Below are 17,883 nucleotides of genomic sequence, written 5' to 3' on the forward strand. Positions count from 1 at the left end.
ACAGATGTGTATTGTCTTTTTTTTACCTTTCAAGCAATTTGAGTATCCGTTTATGAAATAGAATTCTTTTCCCTCTTTTTTTTGAATAAGATGGATTTAAGAAATGACTATAGGGGGAGCAAATATGACAACGATGATTGAAATTAGCGAAGTTAGTAAACTATACAAGAATGAGGAGGTTGTCTCCAAAGTCAATATGGATATTAAAAAGGGAGAGATTTACGGGTTTTTAGGACCCAATGGCGCAGGGAAAACGACTATCATGAAAATGATATTAAATTTAGTAAAACCATCGGCAGGAGAAGTTCGAATAAATAAAGAATTGATTCAAAAAAAATCATACAAATATTTAAAAAAAATTGGAAATATTATCGAAACGCCTGTTTTTTATAATCAATTAACAGCCAAAGAAAATCTAGAGCTGCATAGTGAATATAATGATCGAATGAGCAACACAAGAATTGAAGAGGTCTTAGAACTTGTTGGACTCAAATCCGTTGGTAAAAAACTTGTAACTGAGTTTTCACTTGGGATGCGCCAAAGATTAGGAATTGCTAGGGCCATCTTAACAGACCCAGAAATCTTGATTTTAGATGAACCGATTAATGGACTTGATCCAATTGGAATTAAAGAAATTCGAGAATTATTGTTGTTTCTAAAAAATAATCATGGGATGACTATTCTGATTTCTAGTCACATCGTTTCTGAGATTGAGTGTATTGCCGACACTATTGGAGTTATTAATCAGGGAAAGCTCTTGAGAGAAGTCCAGTTATCGGAGATTAGAGCAAACGGAACCAGTCAATTAGTATTGGAAATTGACAATCCGGAAAAAGCCATAGCGGTACTTGAAGACCAGTTTGGCAATCCTGAAATTAAGCAAGTTGGTAAGACACTTTATCTGAAAAATACAGAAGTTGACCAGTCTTCAGTTATGCAATCACTGGTTAGAGCGAATCTAAAAATTTTGAAAATTGAGCAACATCAAGAAACATTGGAAGAATACTTTTTGAATATAATCAAAGGCGGGGAATCAGCATAATGAAACTGATGAAACTTGAATGGAAAAAGAATCGTTTATCCAAATACTTTAAAACGACGCTTATTGCTACAGTGTTGATCTTCTTGATCACGGCATTTATGGCAAAGATGGCCCAAAATCAAGGGGAGTTGATGTTCACTAACTTTAATAGCTATATGTCTTTTGTTAATATCATTATTCGAGTCGTGTTCGTCATTTTTTCTGCCGTACTGCTCTCTCGTCTGGTGATAGATGAGTACAAGAATAAAACACTTCAAGTATTATTTACGTATCCTGTAAATCGAAAGAACGTCATCCAGAGTAAGCTAATGTTAATTATGGGATTTTGTTTTGTAAGCATTCTATTTTCAACGATAGTGATTAGCCTGCTGACATTCATGGTGAATCCAAAGCTGGAACTTTTTCCACAACTATTGGAACTGGGAGATGTCATCAATACGTTCCCTACAATTATTACCATATCAATCATGACAGCTTGCTTAAGTCTTATCCCACTTTATTTTGGAATGAAAAAAAAATCTAGTTCGACCACTATTACTTGGGGAGTAATTATCGGCCTCTTAGTGAACGCGACTGTTTCAGACGGTGCAGCTACAGTAAATATGGTGCAACTTTTAGTTATTCCAGGAATTTTAGCATTAGTCGGCTTAACCATTGTATATTTCACTTTTCGCCACATAGAAAGTCAAGATATTCTCTAGAAAGGAGAGGCAGATATGAAAAAAATTTATTTAATCGGTGGAATAGTTTTATTATTAGCAGGGTACATTATCTGGGATAATTCATTTCGGAAAGAAACGAGTGAAGAATTTCCGATCCAGAAAATAGAACAAATAGATATTAATACGAAGGAATGGGATGTCCAACTCGTTCAATCGAATGGAACAAACATTGAGGTGGTTGCGGATGGATTAGGGAAAAATAATGCAGCTACTGCAACGATGAAAGATAGTACTTTAAAAGTGGAACAAAAAAAATCTGAAGGCGATTTTTTTGGCGGGTTCAGTTTTAAAAATAATAGAAAAATGAAGATTATGTTACCAGTCTTATATTTGAAAAATTTAAACGTTGAGACCCAGTCTGGTGAGATTCAGTTAAAAGAACTACCGCTTAGGAATCTGTCTATCATGAGCAACAGTGGAGATATCTATATACAAAAGATCACTAGTATCGGAAGTAAAAAAACGACAATTAAGACTGGAACTGGAGACATTGATGTATCCTTTAAAGTCAAACCAACTAATCTTAAATTGAAAACTTTCTCTAATGAGATCGATAATGAACTAGGCAGAAACAAATTTGGTAAGGGAGAGAATCAGTTAGATTTAATATGTCCTAAAGGCGCACTGTCAATTTTCTAATTGTCTTAAATTCAAATTGCGGATTATCGAAAAAATTGATTCAATAGGCGGATTAGGTTTATCTGAAATCGTTCATGCTTAGGTTAATGAGAAATCGAAGCAAAATCTTATTCCGAACATAGAAAAATCAAGTTTCCAATTCAAACATTGAGTTGGAAACTTGATTTTTTTCGTATTTGATAAAAATTTTTTATTGCGTCAACGCTTCTAACGCCTTCATCTTTTGTATCACAAGTTCTGGCGTGATGGTTTGTTTCATTAGATGGATCATTTCGCCGGGGCTGCAGGTGCGTTCGGCAACGGCTTGGTATTCTTCTTCAGTTAGATGCAAATCCATAGCAGCTAAATTGGTCGGTAAGTCTAATTGATGATAGAAGGGCAACAGCTGCTCGATCTCCGCTAGATTATCTTCAATCATTAATTGAACTAAAATTCCGTAAGCGACTTTGTTGCCGTGAAGCTGATGATGACTGTCAGGTAAGACGGTCAAGGCATCATGGAGTGAATGAGCGCCAGCGGTTCGACCATATTCATCGCCGAAGCCGCCTACCATGCCGGCTAATAAGATATTGGCTTCCACCACATCGATAAAGGCTTGATTAATTTGTTTTTGTTCCATCGCTGCTAGAGCATCTGCGCTTTGAGTCAGGAGAATCTCGCGACATTTTTGAGCGGCAAACTCTGCAACCTGAACTTCGACCGGCTTCACAGCCAGTTGGGAGATGATCGCATGGGATTCGTACCATTTTGCCAAGGTGTCGCCGATACCGGCGATCATTAATTCCCGCGGCGAGTGTAAAATAATCTCAGGATCGATCAAAACCAGATCGCTGGCTTTTGGAAAGATATCATAGCGCAGCATCACGCCGGCTTCATTATAAACCACACTCAGTGGTGTATAAGCAGCGCAGGTGGCTGCCAAGGTTGGCAGGATGATGATGGGCAGCTGGACTTTGTAGGCGACAAGTTTGCCTAAATCGGCGACTTTGCCGCCGCCAACTGCAATAATGCCGTCAAATTTTTCTTTAGTGCATAAAGACGCAAAATTTTCCGCGGCAGAATCAGTACATTGACCGCCATAATAATGGAAAGTTTTTGTTATTGATAACTCAGGAAAATAAGCTTTAACTGCTTGCCAAGATTTTTCGCCATGAAGAATCAGGACGTTTTCTATTTTTCTTCTATTAAGATGGGATTCTAGAGAGTCCCAAGCATGTTCTTTAAGTTCATATTCTTGCGGCGCGCCGCGGACGATCAGTTGTTTTGTCATGGGAAAACTTCTTTCATTATTTTTTTAGATAACTCTTTTTTTATTATAAGGGTTGTGGTAGTATAAATGCAAGTTGCTTTTTGAATATTTATTCTTTAATTATTTGTATAAGTATATTATTATTCATTATTTGGAAAAAGGGAGCGGGATGGATGAAAAAGAAAATTGGCGCATTGCTTACGGTCTTGCTGATGCTGTTAAGCTTTTTACCGGCAAAGGCACAAGGAGCAGAAAAGGATGCAATCTACGAACGGATTCAACAAAGCGGGGAGCTGGTCGTCGGCTTATCGGCGGATTATGCACCCTATGAATTCCATGCAGATGTGGATGGAAAAGATAAAATCGTCGGTTTTGATGTGTCGATCGCAGAAAAAATCGCAAAAGATATGGGCGTTAAGCTGAAAATTGAAGAGCTTGGTTTTGATGCGCTGCTAGGTGGGTTGAAAACTGGAAAGATCGATTTAGTTATTTCCGGCATGTCGATCACAGAGGAACGGTTGAAGGAAGTTGATTTCTCTGATCCGTATTTCGTTGTTCAGCAAAATGTCTTAGTGCGCAAAGGCGACAAGGATAAATATAAGACGACTGAGGATTTTAAAGGATTAGCAGTCGGCGCACAAAAGCAGACGACGCAAGAGGATTTGATTAAAAATGAAATGACTGGGGCAGAACCAACTTCATTGCAAAAGGTGCCTGACTTAGTTAATAACCTATTGAATAAAAAAGTTGAAGCAGTTGTATTGGAACAGCCAGTGGCCGAAGCTTATGTTCAACAAAGCGATAATGTGGAAATTGCCCCAGTCAAGTTTGAACAGGGTGAAAAGGTAACGGCGATCGCGATGTCGAAAAACACGCCGGAATTGAAAGAGCATGTCAACGCTTCGATCAAAACAATTAATGACAAGGATCTGCTGAAGGGTTATCAAAAAGAAGCCAATGAATTGATGTTCCAAGGCGAGCAATCATTTCTACAAAAATATGGTCCTTACTATTTAAATGGTGCGAAGTATACGATCTTGCTGGCCTTTGTAGGTGTTTTATTTGGTTTGATTTTTGGTAGTTTATTAGCCTTGATGAAGCTGAGCAAGAGCAAACTTTTGAAGGCGCTGGCGGTTATCTACATCGAATATGTTCGGGGAACACCGCTATTAGTTCAAATCTTTATCGTGTATTTCGGAACCGGCGTGATCGGTTTAGACTTGTCGAAATTACTGGCTGGTTGTATCGCGGTCTCGCTGAATAGTGCGGCCTATGTCGCAGAAATCGTGCGGGCAGGGATCAACGCCGTCAACAAGGGTCAAATGGAAGCCGCTCGTTCTTTAGGGATGAACCAAAAAGAAGCGATGCGTTATATCGTTTTCCCGCAAGCCATCAAGAATATCTTGCCGGCATTAGGAAATGAGTTCGTAACGATTATCAAGGAATCTTCTGTCGTTTCGGTTATCGGGGTGTCGGAATTGATCTTCCAAACAGGTGTGGTGCAGGGTGCCAGCTTCAAGCCGTTCTTACCATACGTGCTGGTTTCGCTGATCTACTTTGTCTTGACCTTCTGTATTTCCCGTCTATTAGGGTTAGTTGAAAGGAGAATGGGTCTGAATGATTAATGTAAAACAACTGTCAAAAAGTTTTGGCGATAATGAAGTCTTAAAATCCATCGATCTAACGGTCAAGGAAGGGGAAGTGGTGGTAATCATCGGTCCTTCCGGGAGCGGGAAAAGTACGATTTTACGCTGCTTGAACTTATTGGAGGAACCAACCTCCGGCGAGATCTTTTTCGAAGGACAGAACATTACCGCTCCTGACAGCAATATCGACCAGATTCGCCAAAAAATGGGGATGGTGTTCCAAAGCTTTAACCTGTTTCCCCATATGAGTGTGGTGGAAAATCTGACGATCACACCAGTAAAAATCAAAAAAGAAGATCCAACCAAAGCCAAAGAAGCAGCCTTGGCGTTGTTAGATCAGGTGGGCTTGAAGGAAAAAGCTGACAGCTATCCATCGAGTTTATCCGGCGGGCAGCAGCAGCGGGTGGCGATCGCGCGAGCATTGGCCATGAATCCGGATGTGATGCTGTTTGACGAACCGACTTCAGCGCTTGACCCGGAAATGGTCGGAGAAGTATTGGCCGTTATGCAGGATCTGGCTAAAAAAGGCATGACCATGGTAGTGGTGACTCACGAGATGGGCTTTGCCAAAGAGGTGGCGGATCGTGTAATCTTTATGGCGGATGGCGTCATTCAAGAAGAAGGTACCCCAGAGGAAATCTTTGATCATCCGCAAAATAGTCGGACTCAGGATTTCTTGAATAAGGTATTGTAATAAGAGGCGGAGGAATCAGGATGGATAAAAGTAAAATCGCGCGACGCTTTCAGCAGCCGGCAGAGAATTTGCTGATGAAGATCGCTGTTTTAGCAAAGGAAAAAGAAGATATTATTGATTTGTCGATCGGCGATCCAGATTTGATCACCAATCCGGCGATCATCGAAGCGGCTTATACCGATGTGAAAAAGGGTGCGACGAATTACACGGCACCTGACGGCAGTAAGGAATTTCTACAGACCGTCGTTGATTTTTACCAAAAGAAATATGATCTGAACTTTCAAGTCAATCAGGTTCGGGCGACGGTTGGTGCTTTGCATGGAATGTATCTAGTGATGCAGGTGCTGCTTGATCCCGGCGATGAAGTGATTATTCATGAGCCGTATTTTTCACCGTATCGCGAACAGGTTACTCTATCTGGCGGAACATCGGTTTTTGTTCCGACGTATGAGGAAAACGGCTTTCAATTAGATGTGGCGGATTTAAAGGCCGCCATCACGGATCGAACGAAGGCGATCATCATTAATTCGCCGAATAATCCAACAGGGGCAGTTTTTTCCGAGGCGACCTTGAAGCAAATCGCGGAAGTTGCCATCGAAAATGAGCTTTTCATTATTTCCGATGAAATCTATGAAGACTTTGCCTTTAAAGAAAAATTTGTGCCGATGGCGCGGCTTGCGCCGGAAAATACGATCACGATCAGCGGTGTGTCGAAGGGCTTTGCCATGACTGGCTGGCGCTTAGGCTACATGGTCGCACCGGCATACATCAATCAAGTCGCAGGTATGATCAACGAAAGCATTACTTATTCCGCACCGACAGCATCACAGCGCGGCGGGATTTACGCGTTGAACCATTATGAGGAGCTGGTTCCGCCGACGGTAGCGATTTTTAAGGAGCGTTTGGCTTATATTGAAAAAAGAGTGGCGGAAATTCCATATTTGACCTTGCCATCAGTTGCTGGCAGCATGTATGCTTTTATTAATATCAGTAAAAGCGGACTCGACTCAGTGACATTTGTGGAAAAAGTTCTGGAACAAAGCGGCGTGCTGTTCGTTCCGGGAAAAGCCTTCGGGGAAAATGTGGGGGACGACTATATTCGTCTGGCAGCCACACAACCGCTGGAGGTTTTAGCAGAGGCCTTTGATCGATTGGCGAAGTTGAGCTTTTAGCTCGCAAAAGGCGGCACGTTCTGAGAGGTATTTCTTTACTGGTCTTATTATAGTAGAGACAGGAGGAAAATGAATGGAATGGTTAGATCATTTCAATAAAAGTATTGCTTATGTGGAGGAGAATTTAGCGGGTGCGATCGATTTGGACAAGGCGGCGCAATTGGCCCAGTGCTCCAGCTATCATTATCAGCGGATGTTTTCTTATATCGCGGGAGTCACGTTAGGTGAGTACATTCGGCGGCGCAGGATGAGTCTGGCGGGAGTTGATCTGCAGCGGGGCGAGAAAGTCATCGATGTTGCTGCGAAATATGAGTATGATTCTCCCACGTCTTTTAATCGGGTGTTCAAGGGTGTCCACGGAATCACGCCGAAAGAAGCCAAGCAAGCAGGGGCAAAATTGACTAGCTATCCCATGCTGACCTTCAAACTTACAGTAAGGGGAGTACACGCGATGGAATATCAATTAATCGACAAAGAAGCTTTTCACGTAACGGGACTTGGATTGAAAATCGAACAGAACATGGAGGTAGCTCAAAAACGGATTCCAGAATTTTGGAACGAAGTGGCTGCTAGCGGCGAATTGCAAAAATTGCTGCCGATCATGGATCAAAGCAATCCGGGGGTCTTAGGTATCAGCTTAATGACTTCGGAAATCCAAGATAAGTGGGAGTATGTGATCGGTGTCGTCAGCGAAGAAAAGGCAGAAGGCTTTGAGCAATATGAGATACCTGCTGCGAAGTGGGCGATTTTCTCAGGAACAGGACCAATGCCGGGAGCGATCCAAGAGCTGCAGACGCAAGTCTTTCAGGAGTGGCTGCCGACCTCTGGCTTTGAATACGACGAGCTGCCGGATATTGAATTGTATCTGGATGCTAATCCGGAAAATGCTCAGTTCCAAGTCTGGCTGCCGGTTCGGGCGAAATAAAGAAGAAGCTGTTCGAGAGCGAACAGCTTCTTTTTTTGTGGTCGTTAGGCTAAAGAAAAGCGAAGTTCATTTTAGCGATTCGCTTGGCTAGCGGCTTCCACACTAAAACATTAACGATCATCAGAAGTACAAAACAACCAAAAATCGGAAAGGTCATGGTACCGATGGAAAGCAAGTTATGAAACAATGCCGCCGTTGCAAAGCTGCCGATGGTGGTCGTGCTGACCAAGAACAGCCGCAAGGAATTAAAGGGTTGGCATGATTTCATCACCGCAAAACAGCTGATACCCAGCAGCAGATAATACATCAGTGTCCGTGAATCTAGCGCAGTGAAGAAAAATTGCCCAAACAACCAGACCAAGACAACGTTGAACAGTACTAAAATTCCACTAGGCAGCGCTCGTTTGATAGCAGTCGGTAAAAAGCGCCCTTGGATTTTTCGATTATCCGCTTCAAAGGATAGGAAGAAGGAAGGATAGCCTTCAATCGCCAAATCGATTAACGTGATCTGGAGCGGAATGAATGGAAAAGTGGAGACCGTTAAAATACAGAACAGCGAGACCAGCAGCGAATAAATGGTTTTGATAAAGAAAACACCGGAAGAACGGGTGATATTGTTAATCACTCGTCGGCCTTCAAAAATAATCGCCGGCAAACTGCCGAAATTTGAATCCAGCAAAACGACGTCGGCAATTTGCCGCGTAGCATCGTCGCCTTCAGCCATGGCGATGGAAATGTCGGCTTCCCGCAAAGCGAGAATATCATTCACACCATCGCCTGTCATCCCGACCGTCTGCTCCTGTGATTTCAATTCGTGGATCAGCAATTTTTTCTGCTGGGGAGTCACGCGACCGAAAATCGAGTGGCTGTGAGCGAGTTCGCGAATCTCTGCTTCATTTGAATAGTTTGAAAGATCAATCGCCTTTTGGTAATCGACAAAGCCGGCTTTTTCAGCGATCGCTGATACAGTCTTAGGGTTATCCCCTGAAATAATTTTCAACTCGACACCTTGTTCGGTTAAAAAGTTCAAGGTGTCTTTGGCGTTTGCTCGAATCGGATCACTCAAGGTCAGAAAAGCAATCGGCGATAGACCAGTCGGCTGGTCTGAGATCCCGCTCGATGATAAAGCGATCAAAAGAATGCGCAGACCGGCTTCTTGATAGTGCTGAATGATCGCGGGAATTTCCTCGGCCGACAAAAGATTCTCTGGTGAGCCTAAGTACAAGGTAATGTTGCTCTCGAGGGTCACTGCGCCGTATTTTCGTTCGGAGGAGAAGGGAAGGACTTGTTTTGCCGGAACCTGTGCGCCTTCTCCAAAATAATGATTCAAGGCCTGTGCGGTGGGATTGCTGTCCTCGGTGGCCGCTAAATAGCTGGTCATCAGAGTAGGAAGGGTGCTGCGATATGTTTCGTCTAAAAGATAGAGGTTTTCTACCTGCATGTTCCCCTCGGTCAATGTTCCGGTCTTATCCAAACAAAGAACGTCCATATGAGCCAAATTTTCGATGGCGTACATGTTTTGTACGAGCACTTGCTTTTTGGCCAGCTTTAAGACGCCGGTGGTCAAGGCGATGCTGATCAGTAAGACTAAGCCCTTCGGCAGCATACCTAAAAGAGCCGCGACAGAAGCCACGACCGCCGTATAAGTCGAGCTGTCCCGCAGGAAGAAGGCTTCGATGAAAAGCAAGATTCCGATAGGCAGTATAATGAAACTGGTAAATTTCGAGATTTTTTGGATCGACTGGATCAGCTCTGATTTGATAGGTTTGGCCGCTTTGGTTTCATTGATGATTTTGGCGGCGTAATTCTCTGCTCCGACGTGCTGCACTTCTGCCAGCAACTGTCCGCTGGTTAAATAACTGCCCGATAGAATTTCGGACTCCGCTTTTTTGACGATTGTATCGGATTCACCCGTCAGCAGGGATTCATTGACCTCGGCTAAACCATCTAGGACCCGCATATCGCTGGGAATCTGTTCGCCAGCCTTTAACAGGACATAATCTCCTAAGACCAGTTGATCGGGGGCGATGGCTTGTTTCTTTCCGTCTCGGATAACGGTGATGTCGTTTTGAGCCAAGAGGGTCAAACGGTCGACCATTTTCTTGGCGCGAAGCTCTTGAACGATCCCGATAATGATATTCAGGATGATGATTGAGATAAAAAACATGTTGCTGTAGGCTTTCACTGCGAATAAACAAGCCGCTAAAAGAAAATTCAGCAGGTTGAACAGCGTCAAGGTGTTTTCACGAATGATCGTGCCGGTGGATTTCGCCGGGTTCATCCGGTAGTCATTGGTTTGTCCAGCGGCGATCCGCTCCTTGACCTGTTTTTCGGTTAAGCCGGTAAATAATTGCATAAATAAATTCCTCCAAAGCAGTTAAGTTTATCGATAAGTCCTATGATAAAAAAGAAAAGCAAATAAACTAGTCGGAAAGGATAAACAATTTATAAACTATTTATTAATACTTGTTTTATTTTTACGAAAATGGGAAGTCTTCGTGTTAAATAAGAGGATAGCAATGTAAAAAGAACAGACGAGGTGACAGCAGGTGACGATTCGCCAGCGGCTTTATTTTTCGAATATATTGATGATTGTTATGCCGATCGTTTTGACCGGCATCGTTTTGGCCGGACTGTTTTTCATTTTTTCCGAGACCTTTGGCAGTGATTTTTTGAATCAATGGCAGGAAAATGAAATTTACGCCAAGGAATATGAACACATCGAAGAGCTGCAGGAGCAGTTTGAAGCCGATAAAATCACGGAAGCTCAGTTGGAGAAAAAAATCAGTCAGCTAGCCGAAAATTTTCCCAGTGAGGATATCAGTGCCCTGCTTTATGACGAAAATCAAACGCTGCTTCAGCGAGAAGGGACTTATCAAGAGGATGAAATCGTACGGAGCATGCTGAAAAATCCCGAGCAGTACACCCTCGTGGTCAATAAGGTGCTGCTGAATCGCTTTAATGTTGGTCGGTTTCGGATTTTACTGATTAATCAGAATTATCATATGAATCTGGAAGAAAAGATCTTGGATAGTAAACACACGATTCTCTTTGTCGCATTAATAACAATTCTTTGTGTGATTCTTTTTGTGATCATGACGAATTACATTTTAGCGCGCTTTATTTTTCGCCCGATCAATGAAGGCTTGAATGCCTTATTAAGCGGTGTCCAGCAGATTCGCGACGGCAACCTAGGCTGGCGGACAGAATATCAAAGCGAAGATGAATTCCGCCCGGTCGTCAACAGTCTTAATGAGATGGCCGAACGTCTGGAAACGCTGGTGAACGAACAAGAAAAGAATGACGAGAATCGCAAAGAACTGATCGCGGGCATTTCTCACGATCTGCGAACCCCGTTGACTGCTGTTAAGGCATATGTGGAAGGGCTGGAAAAGGGTGTCGCAACGACGCCTGCGATGCGGAATAAGTATTTACAAACCCTCACGAAAAAAACAGATGAACTGACTCATTTAGTCGATCAGCTGTTTCTTTTTTCCAAGATTGATCTGGGAGATTTCGCTTTACGGATTCAAACCGTCAATATCGGTAAATACTTGGCTGAATTGATTGCGGGGATTACGGATGAATATCAGGAACGCGGCTTGATCATTCTGTTGGGTGTCCATTCGTTTCAAACGCAGGTCGAAATCGATCCTGAACAGCTGCGTAATGTGATCATCAATATTGTTGAAAACACCTTAAAATATGGCGCGCCGACAGACAATCAGCTGTTGATCGAACAATATGAGCAATCAGAACAGGTGGTTATCACCTTTAGCGACAACGGTCCGGGTGTGCCTGAAGCGCAGCAGGAAAAGCTGTTTGATGTTTTCTATCGGGGAGATCAAGCTCGAACACAGCCGGGAAAAGGCAGCGGATTAGGTCTGGCGATCGCTCGGCGGGTAGTTGAAAGTCAGGCGGGAACGATCGAAGCGCGGACGTCATCAAGCGGCGGTCTGCAAATAAGGATTCATTTGCCGATTGCACTAAAAGAATAAGTCCGAATATAAATAGTAAAAAAGGATTTGAGGGGAATAGCAGCCATGAAGAATATTTTGATCATTGAAGACGATGAGGCGATTGCGGATATTGTGCAGGACTTTTTAACGATCAACGGCTTTGAAAGCACCATCGTTCATGATGGGACCGCCGGCTTGGCCGCGGCTTTGACCAAAGAATATGATTTGATTTTGCTGGATGTGATGCTGCCGGGAATGGATGGGATCGAGGTTCTAAAGAAAATTCGCAGCGAACTTTTGGTGCCGATCCTCTTAGTAACCGCTAAAAATGAGGAGCTCGATAAATTACGCGGTCTGGGACTTGGCGCGGATGACTACATCAGCAAGCCGTTTTCGCCGACAGAATTAGTCGCTCGCGTCCGGGCCAACCTTGCGCAGTTTGAACGTTTAAACAAGCAGGAGGCGGCCGCGCCCAAGGAACACACAATCGGCACAGGCGACATCGTGATCCAGCCGCAAGCAATGAAGGTCTTTGTGGGAGGAAAAGAAGTGGCAATGAAGCATAAGGAATTTGAGCTGCTGCTGTTTTTGATGGAGAATATCCAGCATGTTTTCAGCAAAGAGGAGCTCTATGAAACAATCTGGGGAATGGAATCCATCGGAGAGATTCGCACGGTAGCGGTCCACATCAATCGTCTGCGAGAAAAAATCGAAGAGAATCCTTCAGAGCCGACTCATATCCAAACCGTGTGGGGCGCCGGGTATCGATTCGTACCATAAATACGCGACTTGGTTCAATGAGCCAAGTTTTTTTGTTATCGTCGCGACGTTAATTTGCTATAATCGACATGCTTACCAATGTTGCGATAAACAAGAGGGAGGGACAAGGATGAAAGAAATCATTGAGGAAATCAAGGCATACGTTCCATTTACCAAAGAAGAAGCGGCGGATAAAAAGCTGTTTTTAGACAAGCTGCAATTTCAAGAGCATTTACTGACGCGAGAAAACACAGACTATCACTTTTCTTCATCGGCTTGGGTCGTTAATCCGACGTATGACAAGGTGTTGATGGTTTACCATAATATTTATCAATCCTATTCTTGGACGGGCGGTCATGCGGATGGCTGCGGCGATCTTTTACAGGTCGTTAAAAAGGAATTGGAAGAGGAGACAGGACTCAAGGAATATCGATTACTGCATGAGGGCTTGTTTGCCTTTGATATTTTACCAGTCCATGATCATTACAAAAAAGGGCAGTTTATTAAGGAGCATTATCATATTAATACGACCTATCTTTTTATGGCGCCGGAAGATCAGGCGCTGCAGGTTAAGGAAGACGAGAACAGTGATGTGAAATGGATCGATGTTACGGCTATTGACCAGGCCGTTGCAGAAGAAGAAATGCGCCCGTATTATCATAAAATGATCGAAAAGGCACTGTTGCTGAAAAAGCAGCCTTAGCAGGTTCATTCATTTTACGATATACTATTCCTAAATGGAATATAAAAGCATGCATGGGAGTGAGACGATGGATCAGCAGAAATTGCAGCTGTTTCTTGATTTGACGGAAACCTTGAACTATACAGAAACGGCCGAGCGGAACTATATGACGCAGGGAAATGTTTCGAAGAAAATCAGCGCACTGGAAAAAGAGCTGCAGGTACCGCTCTTTGACCGCAGCAATCGTCAGATTCGACTGACAGAGGAAGGCCAGCTGCTATTGCCGAATATCAGAAGAATTGTCCGAGATTATCAGAGCTTGGCGGATACCTTAACCGAATATCGTGAGAAGAAAGAGCGGGTGCTGACCGTTCATACGATCCCGACGATGCCGAATTATTTGGGCTTTGATCTATTAACGATCTTTTTGAAGCAGCATCCCGAGATTCATCTGAATTTAAAGGAATCCGAAGCGATGGCGCTGGGGGACTTTGAAATTGAAAAGAATACGGTCTATTTCTTCCGCTCATTAAAGGAGCAGGCGGGGAAAAATGCTATTAATACTGAAAAGGATCGCTTTGTAGCGGTCGTGCCGAAGAGTCATCCGTTAGCGGCAAAGGCAACGATCCCGCTTGCAGAACTGGCGGAGGAAAACTTTTTGCTATTGGGCTTGCCCTCCAGTCCGTATTATTCCGTGGAGGAGCTTTGCCGCGAAGCCGGCTTTGTTCCTAAAATTGACTATCAGGGAACGCGGATCGACTTGATTTTACGCATGGTCGAGGAAGGTTTAGGCGTCTCGCTGATCATGGAAAAGTCGTTAGGCAGCTCGTTGTCTAAGGAATTAGTCGTTCGTGGCATTGAGCCGACTAAAGAAAGCTTTTTGAATTTTTATCTATCGGAAGCCGCCGATGCGCCTGCGCCGAAGGAATTCTTCAAATTTTTACAAGCTAATATTCCAAACTAGAATAGTATCGTATGAAAGCCGAATTGTATTGCGTCATGGATGAGCCTAAGCTTAGCTTATGAACATGACAACAATACAAGGAGGCTTTTTTTATGTATGATTTGCGAAAAGTTTTAGCTGAATTAAAGGAAATGCCGGGAGAATACCATGAAACGGATGTGGCAGTCGATCCCCATGCGGAATTATCCGGTGTTTACCGCTATATCGGAGCAGGCGGAACGGTTCAACGGCCGACCAAAGAAGGACCTGCCATGATGTTTAACAACGTCAAAGGCTTTCCTGATACACGCGTATTGATCGGAATTATCGCTAGTCGTGACCGCGTGGGGAAAATCCTGCACCATGATCCGAAGCATTTAGGCCGATTATTGAAGGATTCAGTGCAAAATCCAGTCAAGCCGGTGAAAGTTTCAAAGGCTGAGGCTCCGGCGCAGGAAGTCGTTCATTTGGCGAGCGATGAAGGCTTTGATATTCGCAAAATTCTAGCGGCACCAACGAATACAGAATATGATGCCGGACCATACATCACGATGGGTGTAGTTTATGGCTCTGATCCTAATAAAACCATGAGTGATGTGACGATTCACCGGATGGTCTTAGAAGACGAAGACACGATCGGCATGTATATCATGCCCGGCGGTCGCCATATCGGCCATTTCCAAAAACAATACGAAGCGTTGAATCAGCCAATGCCGATCACGATCAATATCGGGCTGGACCCGGCGATTTCCATCGGAACGACCTTTGAGCCGCCTACCACACCGCTTGGCTATAACGAATTATGGGTGGCGGGTGCTTTGCGTCAAGAACCTGTTCAATTAGTCGACGGCGTGGCAGTCGATGAAGTCGGGATCGCCCGCTCGGAATTTATTATTGAAGCCGAGATTTTACCCCATCAAACGATCCAAGAGGATATCAACACCAACACTGGTAAAGCGATGCCGGAATTTCCCGGATACAACGGCGATGCGAATCCGGCAGTCAATGTGGTGAAGGTCAAAGCGATCACCCATCGCAAAGACCGTCCGATCATGCAGACAACGATCGGTCCTTCCGAAGAACATGTGTCGATGGCGGGGATTCCGACTGAGGCCAGCATTTTAGATTTAGTCGACAAGGCGATTCCCGGAAAAGTCACCAACGTTTACAATCCACCAGCAGGCGGCGGGAAGTTAATGTCGATTTTACAGATTCACAAGGAAACGGAAGCAGATGAAGGGATTCAGCGTCAAGCGGCGATTTTGGCCCTGTCAGCCTTTAAGGAATTAAAGACCGTTATCTTAGTAGATGATGATGTCGATATTTTTGATATGAATGATGTGATGTGGACCTTGAATACCCGTTTCCAAGGTGATCAGGACATTATTGTGCTGCCGGGCATGCGGAATCATCCATTGGACCCGTCCGAACGGCCGGAATATAATCCAACCTCGATTCGCTTCCGCGGCATGAGCAGCAAAACGATCTTAGACGGCACGGTTCCTTTTGATTTGAAGGATGATTTTATTCGGGCAGAATTCAAAGAAGTGGCGGATTGGGAAAAATATTTGAAGTAGGTGAAGCAGATGAAAAAGCGTATCGTTATTGGAATCAGCGGAGCATCGGGGATTATTTACGCCATCGATCTGATCAAGCGCCTGAAGGACGATCCCACGATCGAAACCCATGGGATCATCAGTGATTGGGCGAAACAAAATTTGAAGCTGGAATCAGATCTGAGCTTGCAGGAGCTGGAGGGAATGCTGGATTATCATTACAGCAACCGTGATCTAGGTGCGGCAGTGGCCAGCGGGTCGTTTTTAACGGATGGCATGGTGATTGTACCGGCAAGCATGAAAACAGTCGCCGGTATTTCGATGGGGTTTGGCGACAGCCTGATCTCTCGAGCAGCGGATGTGACCTTGAAGGAACAAAGAAAACTGATTTTAGTTCCGCGGGAGACGCCGCTGAACGCGATTCATTTAGAGAATCTAACTAAACTAGCGCGGTTGGGCGTCCAAATCATTCCGCCGGTCCCAGCATTTTACAGCCAGCCAAAGACGATCGACGATATCGTAGCCCATCAGTCGATGAAATTGATGGATGCTTTAGGGATCGAAAACCACGTCTCGGGACGGTGGAAAGAGCATGAGTAAAACCTTTACTAGTAAGCAAGCCGACTATGCGATCACGTTGCGGGCTGAATGGATCGGCAACGATTTGTTCCTGTGCCTTTTCGGCGGAGACACACCTCATATTGGTACGGTGACTACCTTTTCAAGTGAGACGGAAAAGCACGTCCAACGCTTTCCCAGTCATGATGGGCGTTTTCATAAAGATGATGTCTTGGCGGAACTGCTGCTAAAACAGATCGCGGCTGAATTACCGGGCAACTGTGTCATCACGGCCGGTGTGCATGTGGATCATATCTCCAAAGAACAGATCGAAGCAGCGTTTTCCATGACCGCAGAACTTGCGGAAGCACTCAAGCTTTGGCTTTTAAAGCACACATTAGCGAAAGAACCGCTTTATAAATAAGCAAAACGAACTGTCTAGCGGATGCTGGGCAGTTTTTTTGCAGAAATGTGACATATGTCCTAATTGTTTTTTCGGAAGGGCAATAGAATAAGGGCATAGGAGGTGCTGAAAATGATGATCCTTATTCTATTGATCCTGATGATCGCTATGTTTATGAGCGTTAGAAGAAAGCAAAAGGTCCAAGCTCAAGCACGCTACTGGGAACGCATCAACGAATTTGAAGCCCAACGAAAAGAACAAATCTTAGCGACTGCCATCAAGCTGGAGCGGCGTAAAACGGCGGATTCCAGCATTGAGAAAAAGTGGCAGCGGGCTAGTTAAGTAATTTTTGATCTATTTTTGATCTGACGGATGTCATTTGTTTAAGCTTTCAGTTAAAATGGTTGAAAACGACAAAGGATAATCAGCAGATGATGAACTACGAACTGAAAGAATTGCCGGATTTTTCCGTGATCGGTATAGAGCAGGAATTGACGAGGCAAAAAAGCAAGAATCTTGAACGCTGCATAGCATTTTGGCCAGCCTTCAATCACCAGCTGAAAAATCATCGCCTGAGTCAACAAAAGGGCAGCTGGACAAAGTTTGCTTTTATGGAGCGACGTGAAGGGCGGCTGTATTACTATTGCGCGATCCCGCGCCCTGCGAGTCTGCCGGCGGATTTTCTGGTAAAGGAGATACCTGCGGGGAAATATTTGGTGGTGGCACATCAAGGGGCAATGGACCAAATCTATGCGGCATATGAAGAAATTTATCAAGTGCTTATTCCGAAGCTGGGACTGACCCTCGCACAGCGGGATTTTTTGCACTTTGAGAAATACGGAGCCCAATTTCATTGGAATCGAGCCGACTCGATCATTGAGATCTGGGTTCCGATTAAGGCTTAGAACACTCGAGGGAGTGTTTTTTTTGTGGG

At 44.2% G+C, this 17,883-nt stretch carries 18 protein-coding genes; 16 read left to right on the top strand and 2 right to left on the bottom strand.

Annotated elements, in window-relative coordinates; genetic code table 11:
* The first annotated feature begins 124 nt into the window (after positions 1 to 124).
* Genes FFR60_RS03690 through FFR60_RS03700 form a run of 3 tightly spaced genes read left to right on the top strand, consistent with a single transcriptional unit; the run spans position 125 to position 2,403 of the window.
* Positions 125 to 1,042 carry an ATP-binding cassette domain-containing protein gene (locus FFR60_RS03690; RefSeq protein ID WP_137663069.1) on the top strand — a complete coding sequence of 306 codons (918 nt, stop codon included), beginning with the start codon at positions 125 to 127 and terminating at the stop codon, positions 1,040 to 1,042.
* Positions 1,042 to 1,743 (top strand): ABC transporter permease, encoded by a 702-nt coding sequence (locus FFR60_RS03695; RefSeq protein WP_249354941.1) that lies wholly within the window; start codon positions 1,042 to 1,044, stop codon positions 1,741 to 1,743. The genes FFR60_RS03690 and FFR60_RS03695 overlap by 1 nt, the downstream gene beginning before the upstream one ends.
* A gap of 15 nt (positions 1,744 to 1,758) precedes the next feature.
* Positions 1,759 to 2,403, top strand: coding sequence for a DUF4097 family beta strand repeat-containing protein (locus FFR60_RS03700; RefSeq protein WP_137663071.1), 645 nt, complete (start codon positions 1,759 to 1,761; stop codon positions 2,401 to 2,403).
* 190 nt (positions 2,404 to 2,593) lie between these two features.
* Here the strand turns inward: FFR60_RS03700 and FFR60_RS03705 are convergent, their stop codons facing one another.
* The gene (locus tag FFR60_RS03705) at positions 2,594 to 3,673 is read right to left on the bottom strand and encodes an iron-containing alcohol dehydrogenase family protein (RefSeq protein WP_137663072.1); all 1,080 of its coding nucleotides are present in this window, start codon (positions 3,671 to 3,673) and stop codon (positions 2,594 to 2,596) included.
* A 152-nt stretch (positions 3,674 to 3,825) separates the two neighbouring features.
* Here FFR60_RS03705 and FFR60_RS03710 point away from each other — a divergent pair, with 152 nt between their 5' ends.
* The 4 genes from FFR60_RS03710 to FFR60_RS03725 all read left to right on the top strand — a co-directional run bounded on the left by FFR60_RS03710 (position 3,826) and on the right by FFR60_RS03725 (position 8,089).
* Positions 3,826 to 5,277 (top strand): ABC transporter substrate-binding protein/permease, encoded by a 1,452-nt coding sequence (locus FFR60_RS03710; protein ID WP_137663073.1) that lies wholly within the window; start codon positions 3,826 to 3,828, stop codon positions 5,275 to 5,277.
* A complete protein-coding gene (locus tag FFR60_RS03715) occupies positions 5,270 to 5,992 on the top strand; it encodes an amino acid ABC transporter ATP-binding protein (protein ID WP_137663074.1) in 723 nt (240 codons plus the stop codon). The genes FFR60_RS03710 and FFR60_RS03715 overlap by 8 nt, the downstream gene beginning before the upstream one ends.
* Positions 5,993 to 6,012: 20 nt before the next feature.
* Positions 6,013 to 7,164: a pyridoxal phosphate-dependent aminotransferase gene (locus tag FFR60_RS03720; RefSeq protein WP_137663075.1), complete on the top strand. Its 1,152-nt coding sequence runs from the start codon at positions 6,013 to 6,015 to the stop codon at positions 7,162 to 7,164.
* Positions 7,165 to 7,237: 73 nt separating this feature from the next.
* Positions 7,238 to 8,089 carry an AraC family transcriptional regulator gene (locus tag FFR60_RS03725; protein ID WP_137663076.1) on the top strand — a complete coding sequence of 284 codons (852 nt, stop codon included), beginning with the start codon at positions 7,238 to 7,240 and terminating at the stop codon, positions 8,087 to 8,089.
* A 49-nt stretch (positions 8,090 to 8,138) separates the two neighbouring features.
* On the opposite strand, the gene FFR60_RS03730 is transcribed toward FFR60_RS03725, so the two are convergent.
* A complete protein-coding gene (locus tag FFR60_RS03730) occupies positions 8,139 to 10,445 on the bottom strand; it encodes an HAD-IC family P-type ATPase (protein WP_137663077.1) in 2,307 nt (768 codons plus the stop codon).
* Positions 10,446 to 10,638: 193 nt separating this feature from the next.
* On the opposite strand from FFR60_RS03730, the gene FFR60_RS03735 reads away from it, so the two are divergent.
* From FFR60_RS03735 to FFR60_RS03775, 9 genes are all read left to right on the top strand, one after another.
* Positions 10,639 to 12,087, top strand: coding sequence for a sensor histidine kinase (locus FFR60_RS03735; RefSeq protein ID WP_137663078.1), 1,449 nt, complete (start codon positions 10,639 to 10,641; stop codon positions 12,085 to 12,087).
* Between the two features lie 45 nt (positions 12,088 to 12,132).
* Entirely contained in the window at positions 12,133 to 12,828 is a 696-nt protein-coding gene (locus tag FFR60_RS03740) for a response regulator (protein WP_137663079.1), read from the top strand.
* Positions 12,829 to 12,937: 109 nt separating this feature from the next.
* Positions 12,938 to 13,510 carry an NUDIX hydrolase gene (locus FFR60_RS03745; protein WP_137663080.1) on the top strand — a complete coding sequence of 191 codons (573 nt, stop codon included), beginning with the start codon at positions 12,938 to 12,940 and terminating at the stop codon, positions 13,508 to 13,510.
* Positions 13,511 to 13,577: 67 nt separating this feature from the next.
* Positions 13,578 to 14,453: a LysR family transcriptional regulator gene (locus FFR60_RS03750; protein ID WP_137663081.1), complete on the top strand. Its 876-nt coding sequence runs from the start codon at positions 13,578 to 13,580 to the stop codon at positions 14,451 to 14,453.
* A gap of 92 nt (positions 14,454 to 14,545) precedes the next feature.
* Entirely contained in the window at positions 14,546 to 16,009 is a 1,464-nt protein-coding gene (locus FFR60_RS03755; RefSeq protein WP_137663082.1) for a UbiD family decarboxylase, read from the top strand.
* A gap of 9 nt (positions 16,010 to 16,018) precedes the next feature.
* A complete protein-coding gene (locus tag FFR60_RS03760; RefSeq protein ID WP_088935208.1) occupies positions 16,019 to 16,588 on the top strand; it encodes a UbiX family flavin prenyltransferase in 570 nt (189 codons plus the stop codon).
* Positions 16,581 to 16,970 (top strand): prenylated flavin chaperone LpdD, encoded by a 390-nt coding sequence (gene lpdD, locus FFR60_RS03765; RefSeq protein WP_137663083.1) that lies wholly within the window; start codon positions 16,581 to 16,583, stop codon positions 16,968 to 16,970. The genes FFR60_RS03760 and lpdD overlap by 8 nt, the downstream gene beginning before the upstream one ends.
* 111 nt (positions 16,971 to 17,081) lie before the next feature.
* Entirely contained in the window at positions 17,082 to 17,291 is a 210-nt protein-coding gene (locus FFR60_RS03770; RefSeq protein WP_137663084.1) for a hypothetical protein, read from the top strand.
* An 89-nt stretch (positions 17,292 to 17,380) separates the two neighbouring features.
* Positions 17,381 to 17,854 carry a GyrI-like domain-containing protein gene (locus FFR60_RS03775; protein WP_137663085.1) on the top strand — a complete coding sequence of 158 codons (474 nt, stop codon included), beginning with the start codon at positions 17,381 to 17,383 and terminating at the stop codon, positions 17,852 to 17,854.
* Positions 17,855 to 17,883: the final 29 nt, after the last annotated feature.

The organism is Enterococcus hulanensis, assembly GCF_005405485.1.
Lineage (GTDB): Bacteria > Bacillota > Bacilli > Lactobacillales > Enterococcaceae > Enterococcus_A > Enterococcus_A hulanensis.